Origin of the sequence: Paenibacillus zeisoli (assembly GCF_003994465.1) — a bacterium.
Taxonomy (GTDB): domain Bacteria; phylum Bacillota; class Bacilli; order Paenibacillales; family Paenibacillaceae; genus Fontibacillus; species Fontibacillus zeisoli.
On the sequence record NZ_RZNX01000017.1, the window covers coordinates 26,458 to 48,537 of the forward strand.

The window sequence follows — 22,080 nt, forward strand, 5'->3', positions numbered from 1 at the left end:
ATTTTAGTAGAATATTACAGAAAGTAGAGTGAGAGATTTGAACCGGAATGTGAACCAGAGCCATGATCAAGACCAAGTTCCTTATACAGTCAGCAGTAAAAGCCCAACAGCCGTAGCGATCAACGCTGCTGCCAAGACCGGGGAGTGGATCAAGACTAGACTCGGTAATCACAAAGAGCTGAACACGAAGCTGTCTCCTCAGGACCTGGTTACGGATGTGGACAAAGGGGCCGAGCTGATGATTCGCAAGCTGATTCTGACGCACTTCCCGGATCATGAGTTTTTGGGTGAGGAAGGGATCCAGCCTGGTCCAGAGGCTTCAGCGGAAGCTCTAGCGTCCTATGAGGATGCAGAATATTTGTGGATTGTAGATCCCATTGACGGGACTACGAATTTCGTGCAGGGATTTCCCGGCTTCTGTGTATCCATCGCGCTGGCTCATCACGGGAAAGTGATTGTAGGTGTAATCTATGACCCGGTACGTGATGAGTTGTTCGTGGCGGAGAAGGGTAAAGGGGCTTATATGCATGGAAATCCGACACGGGTATCAGGTGACAAGGATCTCGCGAGCAGTGTGATGGCCATCGGGTTCAACCCTGAACGGGACTTCGCTCTGCCGCTGAATATGAAGGGCATTGAAGCTTTGGCAACTAGAACGCGGAGCTTGCGTGCAGTGGGATCTGCTGCCCTGCATTTGGCTTATGTGGCCGCTGGGCGGATGAGCGGTTACTATGAGGTTGGCCTGAACTCCTGGGATATTGCGGCGGGAACGCTGCTGGTGCAGGAGTCTGGGGGTAAGGTGACCGATACGAAGGGGAACCCGTATCATCTGGGTGTTCGCCACATGCTGGCTACCAATGGGCTTATTCATCAGGAGCTTCAGCAGGTCATCGAGCAAGCCGGAGCTACAGGACTATAATTCTCTAGAGGGGGTTAAGAGGATGAGTGAGGACAAAGAACTTGAACGTCAGCTTAGCGAGCTGCTTACTGAAGAGGGTGAGCTTAGTGAAGAAGAGCGCCACGAGGAAGAGCGCAGACGGCTCTCGCCCAAGTATGAAATTCGCATTCAGACGGAGCTTGACCCCATTGTGGAGGAGACTCTCAAATATCGCAGAATCGCTAAGGAAATTGACGGACGTTATGACGAATATATGAAGAAGACAGAGCAGACCCACAAGAAATCGTAAATGACGGGGAGAGTGCAGGCATTGAATCTACGGGCAGTTAAGAAAGGCCATATTCTCAGCGGCGTGATGTCGTTGATTCTCATGATCTCCGGGGCTGGTTCCGCTGCCGCGGCAGCGGGTGGAACAGTTCAGGCAGCAAGCTCCAGCAGCTACAAGATTGTAGCCCTTGGGGATTCCATAACAGCCGGCTTCGAGCCGGCTATGATCACGCAGGCTAACCCGAAGGCTTATGGGTATGTGGATCGGCTTCAGGAACAGGGGCTGTTCCGCGGGCGTACACAGACTGTGAATTATGGAATTCTTGGCTTGAAGACGGAGGGACTGAGTCATTATGTAAAGGCGATTAAGGAAGGCCGAACTCTGACTCCAGATGAGCTTCAGCCCGCTTTGGCTGATCCTAGAGCAGCTTCCTTTGGTCAGGGAACTGCCGCAGCCAAGACCGAGTTGCAGGGAGCCAATCTGATCACCATTACCATCGGAGGTAATGATGTATCGCAGGTCATGGCAGTCGCTGCGGAAGGCGGAGCAGCATCCAGCAATCTGGATGCGAGTGTTGCCCAGCTGCTTGCGAATTACAAGACCAATGTGAGCCAGACCTTAAGCGATCTGACCGAACTGAATCCGAATGCCCAGATTGTGATCGCGGATCAATACCAGCCTGTACCCAAGCTTGCGGGTGCAGCCGCTTATGAACAGCTGGAGAAAGTTGCGGACGCTTTTACCGCATCGGTTGACGCATTGGCAGCGGAATTCACAGCCAAGGGAGCCAAAGTCAAGGTGGCCCACGTGGCGAAGGAATTTATAGGCGGTGAAATCTCCTATACTCACATTTTGGAGAAGGATATACATCCGAACCAGTTCGGTTACGAAGTGATTGCCAAAGTATTCGCCAAAGAAATCTGGGGAGAGTATCTGCAGCCTTCGACTCGGTCCAGCGATGTGCCGCTTACGATTATTGTGAAGGGCAAAGAGATCAGCAGCCCTTATAAGCCGGTCGTTAAGAACGGCCAGACCTTTGTGGCCATTAAGGATATCGTCTCCGCTATTGGCGCCCAGACAGCCTGGGACAATCGCACGAGCAGTGCTGTAATCACCAGCGGAGGCCGCAAGGTTGTCATTCCGGTGGGCTCCAAGACGATCAAGGTGGATGGGAAGAATGTGGCGACTGCCTCACCAGCTTATTTGAACAAAATTGGCAAAGAGACAAAGACGTATGTGCCGCTTGCCCTGCTTGCCCAAGGTCTTGGACTGGATGTGCAGTACAGCTCACATCTAAAAGTGGTATTTATTAATCCTTAATGGCATTTATTAATAATTAAATGTACGATTCACGATGAACAAGAAAAGCCGTTCACCTCGGTCATAACCTGTTATGTAGACAGGTTCATGACCATCCTGGGTGAACGGCTTTTTTATGATGTTTGTGTGATTTCGAATATCTCATGTCTTAATTCATTCATGGTATTGAATATTCAGGTTATCGGTATTCTCTCCGCTATTCCGAGATGAAATAGAGCCCCAAGGGAACGGAGAGGAACGGCTGAATCATTGTAGTTAAGGTGAAGGATGAGGCATTGCTGATGATCCGGGTCTGTTTGTTCCCATAACTGTAGGTCTCCACAGGTCCGTCGTCGATCCGGTAATGAACATATCCGGTTGAATCACTGCGGGGAGCAGCCCCATATAGCGTATGAACATTCGCTTGGTCAGATGAATGCTGAATTTGGATGTTATAGATGAGATCGGTGAACCAGTAGGAGCCGCGTTGTTTGTTGTTTTTACCAACTACTTCAACAGGGGATTTCAGAGGCTCACCCTGCACATTCCAGTTAGCGGTCAGGCGTTCCTGTTCGCCAGAATAGGCAAAGGGCTCGGAGTCACTCACCTTGATATATTTGGCTGGGGCATCCTCGGTAAGCTGCACCTTCAGATTGACCTTCCGGGCTGAATATTTGAGCAATCCCCGGTAGTCATCTCCGGTCTTGAAGTCAAAGTTGGTGGGAGCGATTCGCGGGCTCATGGCGTATTCCTCCAGCTTGGTGGTGCCATTATTCGTAACAATATCCGATACAATAACGGTCTCACTCTGTCCTGTCTTCACATTGACGGCACGGAAATCCCCAATATAATTCATGACTTGGTAAGGGGCTATAGAGGTAGAATAAGGCAGCACATAAGATTTACCCGGAGCAATTGTAGCCAGATAAGTTCCGCCAGTTCCCGCAGACTGATTCAGGAATTGTGCGGTAGCCGCCTTCAGGCTGGTAACCGGATCGGCAGAGCTTCCGCTGGAATAACCTTTGCGCTTGATGTAGAGCTTGACCGGATTTGCGGCGGGATTCTTAACGTGCATATAGAACGATACCCGCTTCTTGGTTGCATTCGTGTGGACAGACCAAAAGCGGAAGCTGCCCTTCATCCGGTCCCGGTACAAGGTGTTGTTGACTTGAACAACTTTGGAGCCGTCGGAACGATTGCCTTCGAACAAAGTCTCGGGCGCGTTGGAGGCGAACACCGGGGTCCCTTCCTGCTTGAAAGTGATTTGGTCAGATGAGCCAGCTGCTTGCGAGATCTGCACCGCCGTTTCGGGGCGTGGAGCCGCGTCACCTAGGGATGTACTCCCTGCTGCGAATGTAATAGAGGAAGAAAAAGCCATAGCAGCAATGGCAGCTGAGAGCAGTAATGTTTTGTAAAATGATTTCACAGTATACCTCCAATAGTAGGGTTTGAACAGTTCATCCGTTCATATTTAGTACAGACGCTCAACATAAGAAGAAAGTTCCGTATATTGGGATTATTTTCCGCATATTCCCACTCCTATCTCCTCTCGAAAATGATAGCAGGCCCCGCTGAGCTTGAAAATCGGACTCGCAATAATCCACTCTCTGTTCTAGCAAGCAGCATAAGTTCTCGTAAATCGAAGGGAACTTTGCAGCTTGTTTTTTACGTTCAATTTACAATTACCGGAATCGACTTCATATGGAGCAAACATAACAGGTCTATGCTAGTAACTAAATATCTTTACTAGAAAGGTAGTGTGTGAGGAAAATGAAATCTTCTAAGTCTAAGTTTTTTAAATGCTTGGTGCCTGTCCTTGGACTGGCTCTGGTTCTGCCCACAGCCTCCATTCCTGTATCAGCAGCAGCAGGCCCGGTAGCCTCTCCTATTAGCGTGAAATCAGTTGAATTTGTGGGTATGGATGCCCCTTCAACGCCGGAGCTAATGGCTCAAATCTATACTAAAGCTTCTGTTAAAGTTACTTATTCGGATAATACCGAGAAGACTTTCCCGCTAGCCTATAACAAATTGTTCAAAACCACGGATTCCATTGGTGGAACCATTGCGGGAGTAGCCGTAGATTCCAAAGGGAAGCCAATTATGGATACAAGCGTTCCAAATAATCCGCAGCCTTTCGTGTCCGATGATCCGGATTCCAACAGCCTGCTTCAGGTTCAGGGCGCTCCTGCGACTGGCCTCGGAGGCAATCCACTGTCCCTGATTACACATTATGAGTACATCACCCACAATCAGTCTGGCAGCTCTGCATATGGAATTATTCCAGCGAGCATGAGCCATACGATTATTGACCAGAACAAGACAACGGGTGAGCTAACTCCAGTCAAGCTGTCAAAGGTTGACTTCTCGGGTGTAGATGGTCTCTGGATTCCGTGTAACGGCTCTTTAACCCCTTGGAATACGCATCTGGGCAGTGAAGAGTATGAGGCGGATGCGCGTGCGTTCGAGGCCGATCCGAAGCAGACTTATGTGAACCCTTTCGTTCAGAGCTATTATCAGGATCAGACTAAGACAGGGAACCCTTATGCTTACAACTATTTGACAGAAGTCACTGTAAATAAAGATAATTCCACTTCGGTAGCCAAACACTACAGCACTGGCCGTTTCTCCCACGAGCTGGGTAAGGTTGCACCTGACCAAAGAACAGTGTTCTTCGGAGATGATGGCGGGAACACCATGCTGTTCCTGTATGTTGCCGACAAGGCCGCAGACCTTTCCTCCGGTTCTCTGTATGCTGCCAAATGGATTCAAATGAGCGCAGAGAATGGCGGTTCGGCTGATCTTCAGTGGATCAAGCTTGGACATGCCACAGACAGTGAAGTGAAGTCCTATATTGATAAAGGGCTGAAATTCAGCGATATTTTCCTGACATCCGACAAAGCGGCTGATGGATTTAAGGCAATCAAGACCTATCCATCGGGCAAGGTTGAATATGTGAAAGTGAAACCAGGCATGGAGCAGGCCGCAGCTTTCCTGGAAAGCCGCCGTTATGGCGCCCTGCTAGGTGCGACTTCCGAATTTAACAAGATGGAAGGCGTGACTGTGAACGCGAAGGACAAGAAGACTTATATTGCGATGTCCTACGTGGAGAAAGCCATGGAGAAGGATAGCAAGGGAACGGATCCTGCCGACGATATCCAGGTTAATAAAATTTCCTCCGGGGTTACCTATGAGTTGTCGCTTAACGGAGGACAAAAGGACCGTGATCAGGCTGCCATTGATAGCAGCTATGTTCCAAGCTTCATGAAGGGCCTCGTCTGGGGTGAGGACCTTGCTCAGCCGGATGCCAAGGGCAATAAGGCTGCTGATGACAAGGTGGCGAATCCAGACAACCTGTCCTACTCCGAATCCCTAAGAACTCTGTTCATTGGCGAAGACAGCGGAATGCATGCCAATAACTATGTATGGGCTTATAACATTGATACTGGCAAGCTCTCTCGTGTGCTGAGCACTCCAGCTGGTGCAGAAGCGACAGGACTTCAATTTGTAGAAGGACTGAACGGCTTCAACTACGTGATGAGTAACTTCCAGCACCCGGGGGATGAGATGATTGTGCCGGATAACCTGAAGGCTGCGGTGGAGAGCAACATCAACCAGAATTTCAATAACAAATCTGCCGGGGTAGTGGGCTACATCTCGGGAGTACCGACAGAGCAGCAAATGCTGGCAGCGGTGGCTAAGGACACGAAGCCTGAACCTGCGACACCAGCAACGCCGGCTGAACCTTCCGCATCTAACGGTCACAATTCTTCCAACCCTGGCGCACAGCCAACAGGGCTGATCGGTATCCGCCAAGCGGCTAAAGCTGCAGGCATCTCCCTTACATGGAACGGGAAAACCCATGAGGTCGTTTTGGTGAAAGGCAAGCATAAACTTGTCATTCGTGTGGATTCCCAGACGGCTGTACTGGATGGAAAGACCATTAAGCTGCCTCTGAAGACGGTGATGAAGAAGAACACGGTTCATTTCTCGGCAGCCGTATTCCACCAATTTGCACAGCTTAAATAAGAGTATGTTGTAATCAGCAAGCAAGCAGCAGAGGAGAAATTCAAAATGTCAAAACGATCCCAAGGAACTTCACGGCCAGGTAAGGTCAAGGCAGCGCTTGTGCTAATGACGATGGTGTCCGGGATATTAAGCGGCGCTGTCTCCGCTCACCCAGATAGCAGCGGAACCAGCATGAGCGGAATGGAAGCCAGTGAGGCGGGGACTCAGATTAGTGTTAACGGGCATACACTTGCAGCACAGGCTCATATGAACGATGACCTTACAGATCTCCGGGTTCCCCTGCGGGATGTAATTGAGGCGCTTGGTCTGCCTCTGAAATGGGATGCCAAACATAAGGCGGTGCTGATCGGACAGGAACAGGTTCCTTCGGCCATGCTGGATAGTGTGGAAATGCGTCATCACGCCCAGATGGGTCATATCGGACTGTATATTCATGGCCAGCGTGCCAAAGTGGACGCAGACCCCATGATGATGAAGAACAGCGTATATGTTTTGGCAGAGGATTTCGCTCAGGCCATGGACCTGAAGTATACGTATGATGCCGGTATCCATCAGGTTAAATTTATGACCCAGGCTGCGGCTGATCAATTCACAACCGAGCAAAAGCAGGTTGAGGATGTTCTGAACGGGGTAGGGATGGCGCCTCATATCACAGCGGACGGAACCAAAGAATTTACTTTGACAGCTGGGCTGCATGACTGGTCTCCGCTGAAGGGGGTTCTGACAACGGCCTGGACCTTTAATGGTCAGGCTCCGGGACCTACGATCCGGGTGACCGAAGGGGACCGGGTGCGGATTGTGTTCAATAACAATTTGCCTGAGCCTTCGACGGTGCATCTGCATGGTTTGCTTTTGCCTAATGCAATGGACGGGGTGCCAGGGTTGACTCAACCCGCGGTTCAATCCGGCAAGTCGTTCACCTACGAGTTCACGGCCAGCCATGCGGGCACGTTCATGTATCATTCGCATTACGATGATATGAAGCAGATCGGCTCGGGCATGTACGGTGCGTTCATTATCGATCCGAAGCAGCCGGCGAATGCCGCCGATAACGGAGGCACGTTGACCGACAGTACGAAGACGGATCATGATTATACGATGCTGCTGTCCGGCTTCCATATCAATACTACGATGGAGGGGGAAGAGGATTACTATACGATCAACGGCCGCAGTTATCCGGACACCCCTCCCATCGAAGTGAAGCAGGGAGAGACCTCGCGGATTCGTCTAATTAACATAGACACGATGGAGATTCATACGATGCACCTGCATGGCATGGATTTCTATGTAGTCGCCCGCAATGGCAGCCCGTTAACCAATCCAGAGCGGATGAATAACGTGATGCTGGGACCAGGTGAAACCGTAGATTTGATGTTCCGTGCGGATAATCCGGGGAACTGGTCCTTCCACTGCCACATTCTGGACCATACGATGAATGGGGAATCGGATATGTCAGGTGGAGAAATGGGCGGCCTGGTAACTATCGTGAAGGTAAAACCTTGAACTAGAGGACTTGATGCTGTAAAAAGCAAGAGCGGTGAATAATCTCTATAAAGTAAAAGATCAGGAGAGTCTATCCATCTGGATAGGCTCTCCTGATCTTTTTTTAACTCCAGCGAAAACCCTAACTCTGACGTTAATCTAAACCTCTCAGCTAACTTCTCAACTTCTGTTCCTATTCCCATCTATCACGGGAAATTAAAGAACCCGCAGGCCATATAGGCCAGCGGATTCATGCTTATTTGCGGGAACTTTAATTATCCCAAGTAAATGTTAATCACCCAAGTGAACGCGAAGCAACCCAAGCTAATGTTAATTATCGCAAGTCAACGCTAATCTAGTAAAGCCAATCATCTTCAGGGAAACTCTAAGCCTTCAGCTTCGCAAAGCCCTTCTCCGCCGCTTCCAGCGTGAAGTCAATATCTTCATCCGTATGAGCCGTGGTCAGGAACCACGCTTCATATTTCGAGGGGGCTAGGTTCACGCCTTGGTCCAGCATATGCCGGAAGAAGGCAGCGAACATTTCGCCATCAGTATCCTGGGCCTCGTCATAATTCGTGACCGGATGGTCGCAGAAGTGAGTCGAGAAGGCGCCGCGAATCCGGTTGATCGTCAGCGGCACCCCGTGACGGGCGGCGGAAGCGCCAAGGCCTTCCGTCAGCCGCACAGCCAGGCGCTCCATCTCGTCGTAGACGCCCGCGCCCTGCAGCACCTCCAGGCAGGCGATGCCTGCCGAGATCGAGGCCGGGTTGCCCGCCATCGTCCCCGCCTGGTAGGCTGGTCCGAGCGGAGCAACCTGCTCCATGATCTCTTTGCTGCCGCCGTAGGCGCCGATCGGCAGGCCTCCGCCGATGATTTTGCCAAGCGCCGTTAGGTCCGGCTTGATGGCTTCATGGTTTGCGAGGCCCGCGTAAGTCTGCGCGGACCCGTAATGGAAGCGGAAAGCCGTGATAACCTCGTCATAGATGACGAGGGCGCCGTACTCGCGGGCGAGGCGGCAGAGGCTTTCCAGGAAGCCGGCTTCCGGCATGACCATGCCGAAGTTGCCGACAATGGGCTCTACCATGACGGCTGCGACGTCATCGCCCCATTTGTCCAAAGCTTCCTTTAGCGCCCCGGTGTTATTGAACGGCACGGTAATGACTTCATGCGCGATGCTCGTCGGAATTCCCGCACTGTCCGGAATCCCGAGCGTGGAAGGGCCGGAGCCTGCGGCCACAAGCACCAGATCGGAGTGGCCGTGGTAGCATCCGGCGAATTTGATAATCTTGTTCCGTTTCGTATAGGCACGGGCTACACGGATCGTAGTCATGACGGCTTCAGTGCCAGAGTTGACAAAGCGGACCTTGTCCATGGAAGGAATGGCTTCCTTCAGCATCTTAGCGAGCTTGATCTCAAGCTCGGTGGGTGTCCCGTACAGCACTCCGCTTGCGGCTGCGCGGGTAATGGCTTCCGTGATATGAGGATGCGCATGGCCAGTAATGATCGGCCCGTAAGCCGCCAGATAATCGATGTATTTATTGCCGTCCACATCCCAGAAGTGCGCCCCCTGGGCTTTGCTCATAAAAACAGGCGCCCCGCCGCCTACCGCTTTGAACGAGCGGGAGGGGCTGTTGACGCCGCCAACAATATGCTTAAGTGCTTCTTGATATAAATGTTCTGATTGCTTCCGGTTCATACTATAAGGACTTCCTTTCTATTGTACGGCCGCGTAAGCGGCAGTGACATTCGCCAAACTATCATCTCGCGGCTTCAGAAGTACCCGTGTCTGATGAATGGTCACTGCTGCTTGAGACCGTTCCGGATTTGGATTTCCCGGTACTTTTGGTTCCGTTCAGTACATCCTGAACGTATTGTTTCAATTTCTTCTCGCTGCTGATTCCGAGAACAGAACCCGCCGAAGTATTCTTCTCTACCAGCAGGTCCATTGGCGGAATCTGCTCACTGCCGCTCATCTGGCTGTCGTAACCTACTGAGGCCAGCTTCCACATATCATTTACCGACATGTTGGTATCAATGTAAGGATTGATTTTCTCCAGAATGCCGGGCAGGTTCATAATGGAAGTTGTGGATTTCATTTTATCGGCGACGGCCTTGAGGAAGTTCCGCTGGCGTTCGGTCCGTGTGAAATCCGACATGGCGTCATGACGGAAGCGGACATACTGGAGCGCCGTCTTGCCATCCAGGTGCTGCATGCCTTTTTTGAGATCAATATCATACTCGTGCTGATCAGCAGCACTGACATAATGCATGTCTTTCTCGACGTTGAAGTCAACCCCACCCACCGAATCAACCAGAGCGATAAAGCCTTGGAAGTCGGTATAGACGTAATATTGAATCGGGATTCCGAGCAGATCTGAAGCCGTCTTCATGGCCGACTCAGGACCATGGGTAATCGCGGTGTTAATTCGATCCTGCCTGTCTTGACCCGCGATATCGACATAAGTGTCACGCATAATGGAGAAGAGGTAGCCCTTCTTCTGTACCGGGTCAATCGAAGCTACGAGCATGGTATCGGAACGTGGAATTTCCCCTTTCTTCAGGCCGCGGGCATCCACACCCATCATAAGAATGTTAACACGCTCGCTGCCTTCCCACTTGGGGGGATCTGAGACTTTGGTATCTGTGGGAGAGAGCTGGCTGAATGGAGAATTCTCTCCAACCTTGTGAAAATTGTTCACTTGATTATAAATAGCTACGAAATAATAAGTTGCAAAAGCAATAACCGCAACCAATACAGCGGCAATGGACCATAGAATGGTCCGTTTTGTTCTCTTTGTCATCACGTTCTTCCCTTCGAACCAGAGGTTGCTCTTTAGCCTAATCGGTATTTACATTATAATTTCTTTTATAAATACAATCAATTTTCCTGTTTATCCTACAGGTTAAGACAGAGAGGGGCTTTACGATCGTGTCAGAACAACAGGTTCAACTGGGTCAGCAGGTACCCGATTTCACTCTACCTTCCAGCTCAGGGGAGGATATAAGCCTTAGTCAGTTTCGGGGGCAGAAAGTCATTATCTATTTTTATCCCAAAGATTCAACCCCGGCATGTACCCAGCAGGCCTGCGATTTCCGGGACAGTTCCAGCTTCTTCGCAGCCAAGGGTGCAGCCGTTATAGGGATCAGTGCCGATGATCTGAAATCTCACCAGAAGTTTGCAGGCAAGCATAGCCTGCCATTTCCGCTGCTTGCGGACACGGAGAAGGAGGTCAGCCGGCTGTTTGGCGTATGGCAGCTGAAGAAAATGTACGGCCGTGAATTCGAAGGGATTGTTCGTTCCACTTTTTTGATTGATGAGCAGGGCATTCTTGTTAAAGAGTGGCGCAAGGTAAAAGTCGGCGGCCATGTAGATGAGGTTCTTCACGCTATTAGTGAGACTTAGTTGAATCCGCCGTAATGGTAAGCTCTCACACAACAACACGGGTTGGGACCGTTCTGGCTCCAGCTTCAAATTATAAACGCAAAACAAGGGCCGCCCCTTTTGGGACGGCCCTATTCCTGTTAACACATTCTATTCCAGCTTGGAGGCTTTTGATTTGTCTTTCGATTTGCCAAAACGTCTGGCAGCAAATTCCCGAATGGCTTTGCGGTAGCGGATGAGAACTACTGCAAGAATAACCCCTACGAGGCCGATCCCCGCGGCCGCTGAGTAGGTAGCCGCAAGGTGGAACATCCGGTTCCACTGGGGGCCGAATATTTTTCCGATCCCAATGAACAGAAGGGTCCAGAAGAGTGCGCCCGAATAGGCGAACATGGCGAATTTGCGGAAGGGCAGTGCAATAATGCCGGAGAAATATCCCGTGAAATGGCGGACACCGGGGATGAAATATCCAATGAAGATCAGCGTATATCCATATTTTTCGAACCAGTACCGGGTAACCTCCAGCTTTTTTGGGGGGAGGAAGAACCATTTTCCATATTTCTGGATGAATGGCAGCCCGGCCCTGCGCCCGATCCAATACGTGATCGAGATTCCAATGGTCGTCCCAAGGAAGGCGAGCAAGATCAACAGCTCCCAGTGAAGCACGCCTTTATATGACAGGTAACCTGCATAGGCCATGGTAGTCTCACCGGGAAAGGGTAGGGCAATGAATTCAAGAACGAGTCCAATAAAGAGAACAAAGTAACCATGCTGCTCAAACAAACTTTCAAGATATTTAAGGAAATCCATTCGCTCACTCCAGCTCCAATCTGCTAACAAAGTTCTCAGCTTTATTCTATCTACCCTAAGTCTATTTCCAAATGTACCTCCATATAATCTATCAAAAGCTACTTATTTCATAGAAACCGATGGAGGTTATATTCAATGTCCAGAACCCTTCTGAACGTAATGAAGCGTTTTTATGTACCAGCACTCTTGGTGCTGCTTATTTTCGGGGCACTCCGATTGGAATTTCATTCTCCTTTGACAACTACGGTTGACGCACATGAAGGGTTTCATACAAATTCGTCCTTAAGCATAATTCCTTCGGGGCAAAAATCTGTAAAGGCACCAGCAGCTGCTCTGACAACCGCTTCCTATACAGCAAATAAGAAGACTGTGTATTTAACTTTTGATGATGGGCCGACCAAGCTGACGGATCAAGTGCTGAGCATTTTATCCAGGAACAAGATTAAAGGGACTTTCTTTGTACTTGGAGAACAGGCAGAGCGGTATCCGGAAGTCATCCGCCGTATTTCTGAGAGCGGGCATGTCATTGGCAATCATACCTATGATCATGAATATAAGAAGCTTTACCACAATTTTAGCGAATTTTGGGGACAAATAAAACAAACCGAAGAAATACTTAGGAATATCACCGGTACAAGACCGGAGCTAATTCGGGCCCCAGGCGGGACCTTCGGCCATTTCGATCATAACTACTTTAAGCTGCTGGAGCAGGGTGGATATACGGTGTTTGACTGGGATGTGGATACCCGGGATTCTTCCCGGAAAGGAGTGCCTGCATCAGAGCTCATCCGCAATGTGAAGCAGGCGAAGCTGAAGGATCAGATCGTTGTGCTTATGCATGACGGGGCAGGGCATGATCAGACGGTAAAGGCGCTTCCCGAGATTATTGCTTACTATAAAGCGCATGGATACGAATTCGGCACGTTATCGCCCAAAGTGAAACCAGTTCAGTTCTCAGTTCATGTCAGTGCGGTGTACGGAGGGAGGGTTCAGCCGACCCAGAAATGGATTGCAGCTCATGTCGTTCCGAATGCTGCATTATTCAAGCATGCTGCTCCGCTGATCGTAGAGGCGGGAGGAGTTGCGACGGAGATGAAGAGCGGAGAGTATGAACTGTCCTCCGGACGCTATCTGGTTCCGCTGAGAGCGGTGCTAGAGCGTCTTGGCGCCACGGTGAAATGGAACAATGCAGAGCATGCAGCTGTCGTATCCTGGGGAACGCGCACGCTTACGGTAAGGGCGGATTCTAATATAGTAGAACTGCGGAAGAAAGCCGATTCCAGCTTCACAACCTATCAAATCCCGGTATCCACGAGGAACGATGCCATCTGGATTCCACTGCGAAGCCTGCTAGAAATGCTCGGCCATCCGGTTGTTCAGGCTGCTGCCGGTCCGGACAATTACAAAGTCATAGCTTCGTAGAAGAACTATGATAACGATAGACTCCCGATGTCTATTTCCGCAGGAAACTGGTGACACTGTTTACTAGATTCCTTTCGGAGATGGAGGTTATGAACTTGTTAAATTCTTTCGCACTGTCTCACGCCCAGACAACGGAGCTGCTGGAACGTCTTGTTAACCGGGTGGATCAAGTGGTGATCGGCAAGAGACATGAAATTGAGCTTATCCTTATCGCCATGCTTCAAGGCGGGCATGTTCTTCTTGAAGATATTCCGGGTGTTGGGAAAACAACCCTTGTGCGGGCCATAGCTGCCAGTCTCGGGAGCTCATTCGGACGTATTCAGTTCACCCCGGATGTGATGCCCTCAGATGTGACTGGCGTGGCCGTCTATCATCCCCATTCGGGGGATTTTGAATTTCGCCCAGGCCCTGTACTCTCGAATATCGTACTTGCGGATGAGATTAACCGGGCCGCACCGCGAACACAGTCAGCGCTTCTGGAAGCCATGGAGGAGCGTAGAGTTACCGTGGATGGGGTTACTTATAATTTGCCCAAGCCCTTTCTCCTGCTGGCTACGCAGAACCCGCTGCAGTTCGAGGGAACGTATCGCCTTCCCGAAGCCCAGATGGATCGCTTCCTGATGCGGATTTCCCTGGGTTATCCGCAGCCTGAGCAGGAGATGGATATGCTCGGTCGTCATCAGGCCGGTTCGTTGCTTGAAGAGATGAAGCCGGTCCTGCTTGCCGAGGAAATGGCCGGAATGCAGCGCAGGGTTCGCACTGTGCTGGTAGACGACACGATCAAGCGTTACCTGGTTTCAGTAGCTGATTTGTCTAGGCGGCATCCCAAGACTTCGCTCGGGATCAGCCCGCGGGGGACGCTGGCATGGATGGGAGCTGCCCAGGCTCATGCCTATTATCAAGGCCGGATGTATGTCATTCCGGACGATGTGAAGGCGGTAGCAGCTGCTGTGCTCGCCCACCGGGTCGTATTAAGCCCGGAAAGCAAGCTTAGTGGACTGAGTGGGGAAGAAATGGTCCATGAGTGGCTTGGCAGAACTCCTGTCCCTATGTCACCTAGTGCTGCCAAGGTATCATCATGAGCATATCCATTCTGCCATGGTTCTGGACGTCGGCTGCTTCGGTTCTTCTGGTGGCTGCTTACGCGGGGTACGGTGGCCCGTCCCTGTTGTTTCTTCTCCTGGTAACGGGGCTAATCATGCTGCAGGGAGCGATCGTCCAGGCGGGTAGCCCAAGATTGACTATGGTAAGGCGTGAATGGTCCAGTGTCCGCTTAGCGGCAGGAGAGAGTGCCGGGCTTTCGCTGCATATTGAATTTAAAGGAGGCTTACCTCCTTTATGGATTAAAGTCCATGACCCGCTGGCTGTCCGTGCTGGCAGAACGGGTGAATTTGCTTTGTTCACGGGGTTCCGGCGGCATGTTGTACTCAGAGGAACCGTAAGCGAGCTTCGAAGAGGCGTGTATACGGCGGAAAGGCTGAGCATTACCTACGGCGATCTATTTGGATGGTTTCAGCGCACGCTATGGGTAGAGGCAGAAGGTTCTCTGACCGTTATTCCCGTGACTTCCAGTCTGCAGACTTCTTATGAGAATGAGCTCAGTATACAGGGCAGCGGAGAATCCTTGCAGGGAGGGATACCGAAGGACCGGAATGGGGATTTACTCCGGGAGCATAGACCGGGTGACTCATGGAAAAGCATCCACTGGAAAGCCTCATCCCGGCGTTCCAGCTTGTTATCACGATTGCCGGAGGCCGGTGGCCCGGCAGAGCGGGTTATTTTGCTTGCCTCGGATCAAGCCTCGTATGCAACTTCAGCAGGGGACTTTGAACTCGCCGTATCCTGTGCGGCGTCTTTGCTGCGGGCGGAGAGCTTGGCCGGAAGACAGGTTAGCCTGATCTGCAGCAGTGCAGAAGGAGGAAGAGTCTTCAGCTGGGAGCCGGAACGAGAGGAAGGGATGAACGTTCTCGCGGCTGTTAATCTAGACACTCAGAGCCCGGGACACAGCCTGCTCATCGAAACGATTCAAGAGCACAGCCATAAGTTCATAACCTTTATTATTGGAAAGCTGACTCCGGAGATTGCCTCTGCTGCGGCATCTGCTGTTGTTCGGGGAATCGCCCTGGAAATCATGGTTACTGGTGAGGATGCTTCTGCTCCCGGGATTTCGGCAGAAATGTTAGAACATTTGCTGGCCTCGGGGATTAGAATTTTCGATAGGGCGACTATTGAACGAGATATGCCGGATTTCCTTGCTAAGGGAGGTCATCGTCATGCCTAAGTCTGAATCGCTCCTAACTGCAAATCTGCCTAGGTTTAAGGGCTTGGGAGAACGGCTGATCCTGTCTTTGTTTATCTTTGGTCTTTTTCGGGAGTGGCTCTCCCCGCTGATGACCCTGCTCGGTCCGGAGGGAGAAAAACCTCTGGATTTGTTCTATATTCTGACCATTCTGCTTTTGGTGGCGGGATGTTTGAATATGTCTTTTGCCATTTTTTCGATAGTCCCCCCTTTCTTGTGCCTCGGCGCTATGATTTATTTATTTGGGGAAGGCAAGGGAATAAGCTGGATAGCGGATTGTATCCAGATCTTTGAAAGGGATATTGCAGGCGTATTAAACACCGGGAAGATTGCTATGTTAAGCTCTGAGATGCGAATGTTTGTCCTTCTGTTAGGCTGGTCTCTTCTTGTTGCTTCAGTTCAAGTGCTGGCACTCAGCCGTCAAAGTATCCTGTTGTTCTTCTCTGCAACTGTAGTTTATTTGTTAAGCTTGGAGTTTGGTCTTGGTCTGCATACATACCTTGGACTGGTCCGAACAATTCTGATTGGTCTGCTGCTTCAGGCAGTTATGCATACCTTGCATATACAGGAGGAAGGTGCTGATGAGGAACCCGGGAGCGCTAGTCCGCCGGATGGAAGGTTCCGAACGGCAGAATTTGCGGCTGTTATTACCGTTGTTTTGGGTGGGATTATTGGTCTGGCCACACTGGTGGGAACTCTGCCGATTCAGCCTGCGAAGACACTTTCGCTTCAGCAGGCGGTGGTAAGTCTGGAGGCCTGGACACAGACGGAACTGCCATCTCACAGCCCAGGGGCAAATAACATGTCGGGCTACGGGAATGATGATCATGAGCTCGGCGGCCCTTTAACGCTGAACAATAAAGTGTTCTTCACCGCGGTTTCGCCGCATTCTACCTATTATCGAGGAGAGAGCAAGAGCACCTATACCGGTCGCGGCTGGACTCAGCGTGATCAGACCACAGCTCCACTATCTCAGGATGGCCGAGTTGCTTCAGAAGGTCCTGTCCGTTCATCTGCGGAGGAATTCAAGCAATCAATTATTTTCAAAGAACCCCAGACTGGAAGGGTTGTCTTAGTCGGGGGCGGGATTCCGGTGAAAGTGAACAGAATTACCAATGGAAAGCAGGAGCTTCCCTTCCTGAATCTCACGACCTTTCCGAGCTCTGGCTTAATTGAGTACAGCATCGGTACGGCTGGGAAGAGCCTGCATACTGGCAGCAATAGATCAACCCAGTCGCCAGAAGAACTCTCTAGCTACGAGATGACTGTACAAGAACAGAGGGTCTCCCCTGCTATACTGAACCGGGCGAAGGGAGATGAGCCTGCCTATGTTGTGAATACCTATGTTGAACTGCCCGATAACCTGCCGAGGGAAGTTAGGGAGCTAGGGGCTAAGCTGACCAAGGGAAGCAGGACCCGGTACGAAGCTGTGAAGTCGGTGGAGTCTTATTTGAAGAACAACTACAAATATAGCCTTGAGCCGGATACCCTCCCTTCAGGCCAGGATTTCACAGCCAACTTTTTATTTGTCCAAAAGATAGGCTACTGCGATCATTTCTCCACTGCCATGGCTGTGCTCCTGAGGACGCAGGGAGTTCCGGCAAGGTGGGTCAAAGGATTTGCCCCCGGGCGGATGAGTGAAGGTGATCCTCATCAATTTACAGTTTCCTACTCGGATGCTCATTCATGGGTTGAGGTGTATTTCCCGGGTGTAGGGTGGGTACCCTTTGATCCCACGCCTGGCTTCGAGCCAGCAGAAGGGTCAACCCCCTATCCGCAAAATATCACAGGCGGCAGCTCATTTGGAAATTTGGTTAATCAAATGCAGGACGCGGTTAACTACACTCTGAGATCCGCCCTCGCCGTCATTCCGGGGATCGTAGGATGGTTACCCCACACGCTGCTTATGCTGGCCGCTGCATGCCTGGCTGGGGCTATGTACTTATTGGGTCGTGCTTTTTGGCCGGCGATTTCAGGCTGGATCAGTTTGATAGAGCTGCCGTATGGACGGAAGTCACGACGCTTTCCCCAGCGGGAACAGCTGCTTCGTGCCTCAGACAAGGCTTGGAAGCAGTTATACGGCACATATGGGCCCCGCCCGCCTGGAGTAACGGGAAGAGAATATATTCAGCGTATATATAGAATAGACCCGAAGCAGCGTGGTCATCTTGATCAATTTTTGCACATGTGGGAATCGCTATATTACGGAGCGAACGATCTGGACCGCATATCGACAAAGTCTTTTCTTGAACACTGCCGTCAGATGGGGCCTTCCCGGGGGTGAATATCTCCCCGATCTTTCTTGACGATCTGTTTTGTCGTTTCGTATAATAAGACCCATGAATTGAGGGAGGCTCGGAAATGAATAAGCCAAATGAAATGATTGTCGTTCTGGATTTCGGAGGACAATACAACCAGTTAATTGCCAGAAGGATTCGCGATCTGGGTGTGTACAGTGAACTTCTTCCTTATAACACACCAGTGGAGCGTTTGCGTGAGATCTCCCCGAAAGGGATTATTTTCTCAGGCGGACCTACGAGTGTGTATGCGGAGAATGCCCCGCATGTAGACCCAGAGATTTTCAACCTGAATGTTCCGATTTTCGGAATTTGTTATGGCATGCAGTTGATGGCTCAGCAGTTGAACGGTAAAGTCGAACGTGCTGCCAAGCGGGAATATGGTAAGGCTGACGTAAGCTTTGCAGAGAATTCTGCGCTTACCAAAGGTCTTGAATCCAAGCAGACCGTGTGGATGAGTCATGGAGATCACGTAGTGGAGCTTCCTGAAGGTTTCCAGATTGATGCTTTCACTGACCATGCGCCTATAGCAGGTTTTAGTAATCCGGACCGCCGCTTATATGGTGTACAGTTTCACCCGGAAGTCCGCCACTCTGTGCATGGCAACGAGATGATTCGTAACTTCTTGTACGAGATCTGCGGCTGCGAAGGCAACTGGACGATGGGAACTTTCATTGAGGATACAATTAAGGATATTCGTGAACAGGTCGGAGACAACAATGTATTGTGCGCCCTGAGTGGTGGGGTCGATTCCTCCGTAGTAGCCATACTTCTCCACAAAGCTATTGGGGACAAGCTTACTTGTATGTTCATCGATCACGGTCTGCTTCGGAAAGGCGAGGCCGAGAGCGTAATGGAGACCTTCGTAGGCAAATTTGATATGAAGGTTGTGAAGATTGATGCACGAGAGCGCTTTATGTCGAAGCTTGCTGGTGTAGATGATCCCGAACAGAAACGTAAAATTATTGGCAACGAGTTTATCTATGTGTTTGACGAGGAGTCCAAGAAGTTCGATCACTTCAAATTCCTGGCTCAAGGAACTCTGTACACGGACATCGTGGAGAGCGGTACTGCAACAGCGCATACGATTAAGTCACATCACAATGTCGGCGGTCTGCCGGAAGATATGGATTTCGAACTCGTAGAACCGCTCAAGACTCTGTTTAAAGACGAGGTTCGCAAAGTAGGCGAAGAGTGCGGCCTGCCACGAGAGATCGTATGGAGACAGCCGTTCCCTGGACCGGGTCTGGCCATCCGTGTTCTTGGCGAAGTAACCGAGGAGAAACTCAAGATTGTACGTGATTCCGACTTCATTCTTCGTGAAGAGATCGCCAAGGCAGGACTTGATCGTGAGATTTGGCAGTACTTCACAGCCCTGCCAAATATGAAGAGTGTCGGCGTTATGGGTGATGCTCGTACGTATTCCTATACCGTAGGTATCCGCGCGGTGACATCCATCGATGGCATGACAGCCGACTGGGCACGTATCCCTTGGGACGTGCTGGAGAAGATCTCCGTTCGTATCGTTAACGAAGTCGATAATGTTAACCGTATCGTTTACGACGTAACGTCCAAGCCGCCGGCAACGATTGAGTGGGAATAGCACCGAATACAGAAGAGCAATCTCGCTATATGAGATTGCTCTTCTTTTTGTTTTTTACATAACAGGCTTTAAGGGTTGAAAATCATTAAAATTAATAATAGTGAGGTAAATCACGAACAATAAAGTAAATGCAGCGTAAAACATTCGTATTTTGTGTTGACAAGTTCATCACTCACGCCTACAATAAATCAAGTAAAGAGTGTTAAAACGATTTTTAACGAGGATTTTCGACAATAATACAATAAATATGGAATGCACTAAAGGTAATCTTTACGCAGTCTTTAGTACAAACCATATAGCTTTTCGTATAATTCCGGGGATTGGCCCGGGAGTTTCTACGAGGTCACCGTAATGATCTGGCTACGAAGGGAAAAGGCGCTCTGATTCAAGAAGCATACATTGCTCAAGGCCTGCTGTTTAGCAGGAGATGCTGATGCAGCTTCCACCTTTTCCTCCAAGCTTAGAGCCCGGGGACAGTTAGTGTCGCGGGTTTTTTGTCGTCTTTGACTCATTTCTAAGGGGGAGAATTTCTACAATGGATCGGTTCTTTAAGCTAAAGGAAAATGGAACAAATGTGAGAACAGAAGTGATCGCAGGGATTACCACTTTTATGACGATGGCCTACATCCTGGTTGTTAACAACATCTTCTTGGGTCCTGGTGGCGCCGGGATCCCGGCTGACGGTGTGTTCTTTGCAACAACAGTAGGCGCAGGCTTGATTACAATCCTAATGGGATTGTTCGTTAACATTCCTATCGCGCTCGCTCCTGGTATGGGCTTGAACGCTTACTTCATGACAGTCGTTCTTAGTTCCAATGGAGCTATTACCTGGCAAGCTGCGCTGGGTGCGGTATTTATCTCGGGGATTATCTTCCTTATCCTTACGGTAACTAAGGTAAGACAACTGCTGATCAAAGCGGTGCCTTCAAGCATTAAGGCAGCAATTACAGTCGGCATTGGTCTGTTCGTAGCCATCATTGGTTTCAAACTGAGCAACCTCATGGTAGCCAATCTTGCTGGAGTCAAAGATCCTACTCAGACAGTTCCAGGCAGCAGCATGAATTTTGCTCTTGGAGACTTTGTCCATAATCATGATGTTCAACTGACTTTAATTGGTCTGATTGTTATCGCAGTTCTGATGGTGCTTCGCGTAAAGGGAGCTTTACTAATCGGGATTGTGCTTACAACATTGATCGGTATACCAATGGGAGTTACCCATACGGAAGGGTTATCCAGTGGACACTGGATTCCAACATTCGAGAATTTAGCTGTAGGTCAGTTTGACCTTGCAGGTGCTTTCAAAATCGGCTTGTTCGAGATCGTATTTATCTTCACTTTCGTTGAGTTGTTTGACACATTCGGTACTTTGGTGGGTACAGCTACACGAGCTGGATTAATGAAGAACAAAGAAGAAGGCGAGAAGAAGATCGGTAAAGCGATGCTGGTCGATGCGGTAGGGGTTAGCGCGGGTGCCGTCCTGGGTACAAGTACAATTACTTCTTATGTAGAGAGTACAGCTGGTGTGGCTGAAGGTGGACGTACAGGTCTTACCTCGGTAACTACAGGTATTCTGTTCCTTCTGGCCCTATTTATTTCTCCACTAGCAAGTATGGTACCATCGGCTGCAACTGCACCGGCCTTGATTATTGTTGGTGTTCTTATGATGTCTCAGGTCCGTAATATTGAATGGGATGATTTCCTTCATGCATTTCCGGCCTTCCTTACCATTGTACTGATGCCTTTTACAGGCGGAATCGCAAACGGAATTTCAGCAGGGATTGTGTCTTATGTAATTCTGGCCTTGTTTAATAACCTCTTCACCAAAAATAAAGTGCAAATTCACTGGTTAATGTGGATCTTGGCCATTCTAATCTTATGTCGCTACATTTTCCTTGGGGCTGCATAACATATTCATCAGTAGTAAGCCGGCTCATTAGAGTCGGCTTTTTATTTAACTGCTATACCGACATAAATTAAAGGTGTAGAGATACAGCTACCATTTCCCATGGATAACATTTATATAGGAAGTGTTGAGGAAGGGTGAATAACAACGTCTGAGTTGTAAAAAAATAACTGTTTCAAAAACGTTGCATTTGAGTGCCCAGGATGGTATATTATAAATCCAGCCAAACACACCGCAGTAATTGAGCGGTAAGCAGGTAAGTGAATTTCGCAAGAAAAAAACTTCTTGCATTCGTGAAGCTGAAGTGATATAGTATAAGAGTTGCTGATCAAACACTTGATGAAAGTGAAGCGGTGACGAACAAAAGCGAGTTTGATCTTTGAAAACTGAA

16 protein-coding genes and 1 riboswitch are annotated in these 22,080 nt (G+C 49.9%); of the genes, 12 read left to right on the top strand and 4 right to left on the bottom strand.

The features are described 5' to 3' along the window. The first annotated feature begins 37 nt into the window (after positions 1-37). From EJP77_RS20415 to EJP77_RS20425, 3 genes are read left to right on the top strand one after another with little or no spacing between them, the layout of a single operon-like run. Positions 38-919, top strand: coding sequence for an inositol monophosphatase family protein (locus EJP77_RS20415; protein ID WP_246021964.1), 882 nt, complete (start codon positions 38-40; stop codon positions 917-919). 22 nt (positions 920-941) lie between these two features. Beyond that, the gene (locus EJP77_RS20420) at positions 942-1,187 is read left to right on the top strand and encodes a hypothetical protein (RefSeq protein ID WP_127201110.1); all 246 of its coding nucleotides are present in this window, start codon (positions 942-944) and stop codon (positions 1,185-1,187) included. Positions 1,188-1,208: 21 nt separating this feature from the next. After that, complete coding sequence (locus tag EJP77_RS20425) at positions 1,209-2,486, top strand: stalk domain-containing protein (RefSeq protein ID WP_246021966.1); 1,278 nt, start codon at positions 1,209-1,211, stop codon at positions 2,484-2,486. 196 nt (positions 2,487-2,682) lie between these two features. Here EJP77_RS20425 and EJP77_RS20430 read toward each other — a convergent pair whose 3' ends face one another. Further along, positions 2,683-3,891 carry a hypothetical protein gene (locus EJP77_RS20430; RefSeq protein WP_127201112.1) on the bottom strand — a complete coding sequence of 403 codons (1,209 nt, stop codon included), beginning with the start codon at positions 3,889-3,891 and terminating at the stop codon, positions 2,683-2,685. 344 nt (positions 3,892-4,235) lie between these two features. Here EJP77_RS20430 and EJP77_RS20435 point away from each other — a divergent pair, with 344 nt between their 5' ends. Then, positions 4,236-6,491, top strand: coding sequence for an alkaline phosphatase PhoX (locus EJP77_RS20435; RefSeq protein ID WP_185897415.1), 2,256 nt, complete (start codon positions 4,236-4,238; stop codon positions 6,489-6,491). A 45-nt stretch (positions 6,492-6,536) separates the two neighbouring features. Continuing rightward, the gene (locus tag EJP77_RS20440; protein WP_127201113.1) at positions 6,537-7,994 is read left to right on the top strand and encodes a multicopper oxidase domain-containing protein; all 1,458 of its coding nucleotides are present in this window, start codon (positions 6,537-6,539) and stop codon (positions 7,992-7,994) included. Between the two features lie 364 nt (positions 7,995-8,358). On the opposite strand, the gene EJP77_RS20445 is transcribed toward EJP77_RS20440, so the two are convergent. Continuing rightward, on the bottom strand, positions 8,359-9,669 hold the full coding sequence (locus EJP77_RS20445; protein WP_127201114.1) for a glutamate-1-semialdehyde 2,1-aminomutase: 1,311 nt from the start codon (positions 9,667-9,669) through the stop codon (positions 8,359-8,361). A 61-nt stretch (positions 9,670-9,730) separates the two neighbouring features. Beyond that, the gene (locus tag EJP77_RS20450) at positions 9,731-10,774 is read right to left on the bottom strand and encodes an LCP family protein (RefSeq protein ID WP_127201115.1); all 1,044 of its coding nucleotides are present in this window, start codon (positions 10,772-10,774) and stop codon (positions 9,731-9,733) included. A 125-nt stretch (positions 10,775-10,899) separates the two neighbouring features. On the opposite strand from EJP77_RS20450, the gene bcp reads away from it, so the two are divergent. Beyond that, on the top strand, positions 10,900-11,376 hold the full coding sequence (bcp, locus tag EJP77_RS20455) for a thioredoxin-dependent thiol peroxidase (protein ID WP_425464270.1): 477 nt from the start codon (positions 10,900-10,902) through the stop codon (positions 11,374-11,376). 129 nt (positions 11,377-11,505) lie between these two features. Here the strand turns inward: bcp and EJP77_RS20460 are convergent, their stop codons facing one another. After that, positions 11,506-12,165 (bottom strand): DedA family protein, encoded by a 660-nt coding sequence (locus EJP77_RS20460; protein WP_127201117.1) that lies wholly within the window; start codon positions 12,163-12,165, stop codon positions 11,506-11,508. 135 nt (positions 12,166-12,300) lie between these two features. Between EJP77_RS20460 and EJP77_RS20465 the strand changes: the two genes are divergently transcribed. From EJP77_RS20465 to EJP77_RS20490, 6 genes are all read left to right on the top strand, one after another. Then, positions 12,301-13,587, top strand: a complete 1,287-nt coding sequence (locus EJP77_RS20465) for a polysaccharide deacetylase family protein (protein WP_246021968.1) — start codon at positions 12,301-12,303, stop codon at positions 13,585-13,587. A gap of 89 nt (positions 13,588-13,676) precedes the next feature. Further along, positions 13,677-14,669, top strand: a complete 993-nt coding sequence (locus EJP77_RS20470; protein WP_127201118.1) for an AAA family ATPase — start codon at positions 13,677-13,679, stop codon at positions 14,667-14,669. Continuing rightward, complete coding sequence (locus EJP77_RS20475; protein ID WP_127201119.1) at positions 14,666-15,868, top strand: DUF58 domain-containing protein; 1,203 nt, start codon at positions 14,666-14,668, stop codon at positions 15,866-15,868. Before EJP77_RS20470 ends, EJP77_RS20475 begins: the two co-directional genes overlap by 4 nt. After that, complete coding sequence (locus EJP77_RS20480; RefSeq protein WP_127201120.1) at positions 15,861-18,170, top strand: DUF4129 domain-containing transglutaminase family protein; 2,310 nt, start codon at positions 15,861-15,863, stop codon at positions 18,168-18,170. The genes EJP77_RS20475 and EJP77_RS20480 overlap by 8 nt, the downstream gene beginning before the upstream one ends. A 77-nt stretch (positions 18,171-18,247) precedes the next feature. Continuing rightward, the gene (gene guaA / locus EJP77_RS20485; RefSeq protein ID WP_127201121.1) at positions 18,248-19,786 is read left to right on the top strand and encodes a glutamine-hydrolyzing GMP synthase; all 1,539 of its coding nucleotides are present in this window, start codon (positions 18,248-18,250) and stop codon (positions 19,784-19,786) included. Between the two features lie 283 nt (positions 19,787-20,069). Next, positions 20,070-20,169, top strand: a riboswitch (purine riboswitch). 152 nt (positions 20,170-20,321) lie between these two features. Continuing rightward, a complete protein-coding gene (locus EJP77_RS20490; protein WP_127201122.1) occupies positions 20,322-21,692 on the top strand; it encodes an NCS2 family permease in 1,371 nt (456 codons plus the stop codon). The last annotated feature ends 388 nt before the right edge of the window (positions 21,693-22,080 follow it).

Bases quoted from the DNA above. Each gene is read 5' to 3' on its own strand.
- EJP77_RS20420 (WP_127201110.1), top strand. From the start codon at position 942: ATGAGTGAGGACAAAGAACTTGAACGTCAGCTTAGCGAGCTGCTTACT.
- EJP77_RS20435 (WP_185897415.1), top strand. From the start codon at position 4,236: ATGAAATCTTCTAAGTCTAAGTTTTTTAAATGCTTGGTGCCTGTCCTT.
- EJP77_RS20440 (WP_127201113.1), top strand. From the start codon at position 6,537: ATGTCAAAACGATCCCAAGGAACTTCACGGCCAGGTAAGGTCAAGGCA.
- EJP77_RS20445 (WP_127201114.1), bottom strand. From the start codon at position 9,669: ATGAACCGGAAGCAATCAGAACATTTATATCAAGAAGCACTTAAGCAT.
- EJP77_RS20450 (WP_127201115.1), bottom strand. From the start codon at position 10,774: ATGACAAAGAGAACAAAACGGACCATTCTATGGTCCATTGCCGCTGTA.
- EJP77_RS20460 (WP_127201117.1), bottom strand. From the start codon at position 12,165: ATGGATTTCCTTAAATATCTTGAAAGTTTGTTTGAGCAGCATGGTTAC.
- EJP77_RS20465 (WP_246021968.1), top strand. From the start codon at position 12,301: ATGTCCAGAACCCTTCTGAACGTAATGAAGCGTTTTTATGTACCAGCA.
- EJP77_RS20470 (WP_127201118.1), top strand. From the start codon at position 13,677: ATGAACTTGTTAAATTCTTTCGCACTGTCTCACGCCCAGACAACGGAG.
- EJP77_RS20475 (WP_127201119.1), top strand. From the start codon at position 14,666: ATGAGCATATCCATTCTGCCATGGTTCTGGACGTCGGCTGCTTCGGTT.
- EJP77_RS20480 (WP_127201120.1), top strand. From the start codon at position 15,861: ATGCCTAAGTCTGAATCGCTCCTAACTGCAAATCTGCCTAGGTTTAAG.
- guaA (WP_127201121.1), top strand. From the start codon at position 18,248: ATGAATAAGCCAAATGAAATGATTGTCGTTCTGGATTTCGGAGGACAA.
- EJP77_RS20490 (WP_127201122.1), top strand. From the start codon at position 20,322: ATGGATCGGTTCTTTAAGCTAAAGGAAAATGGAACAAATGTGAGAACA.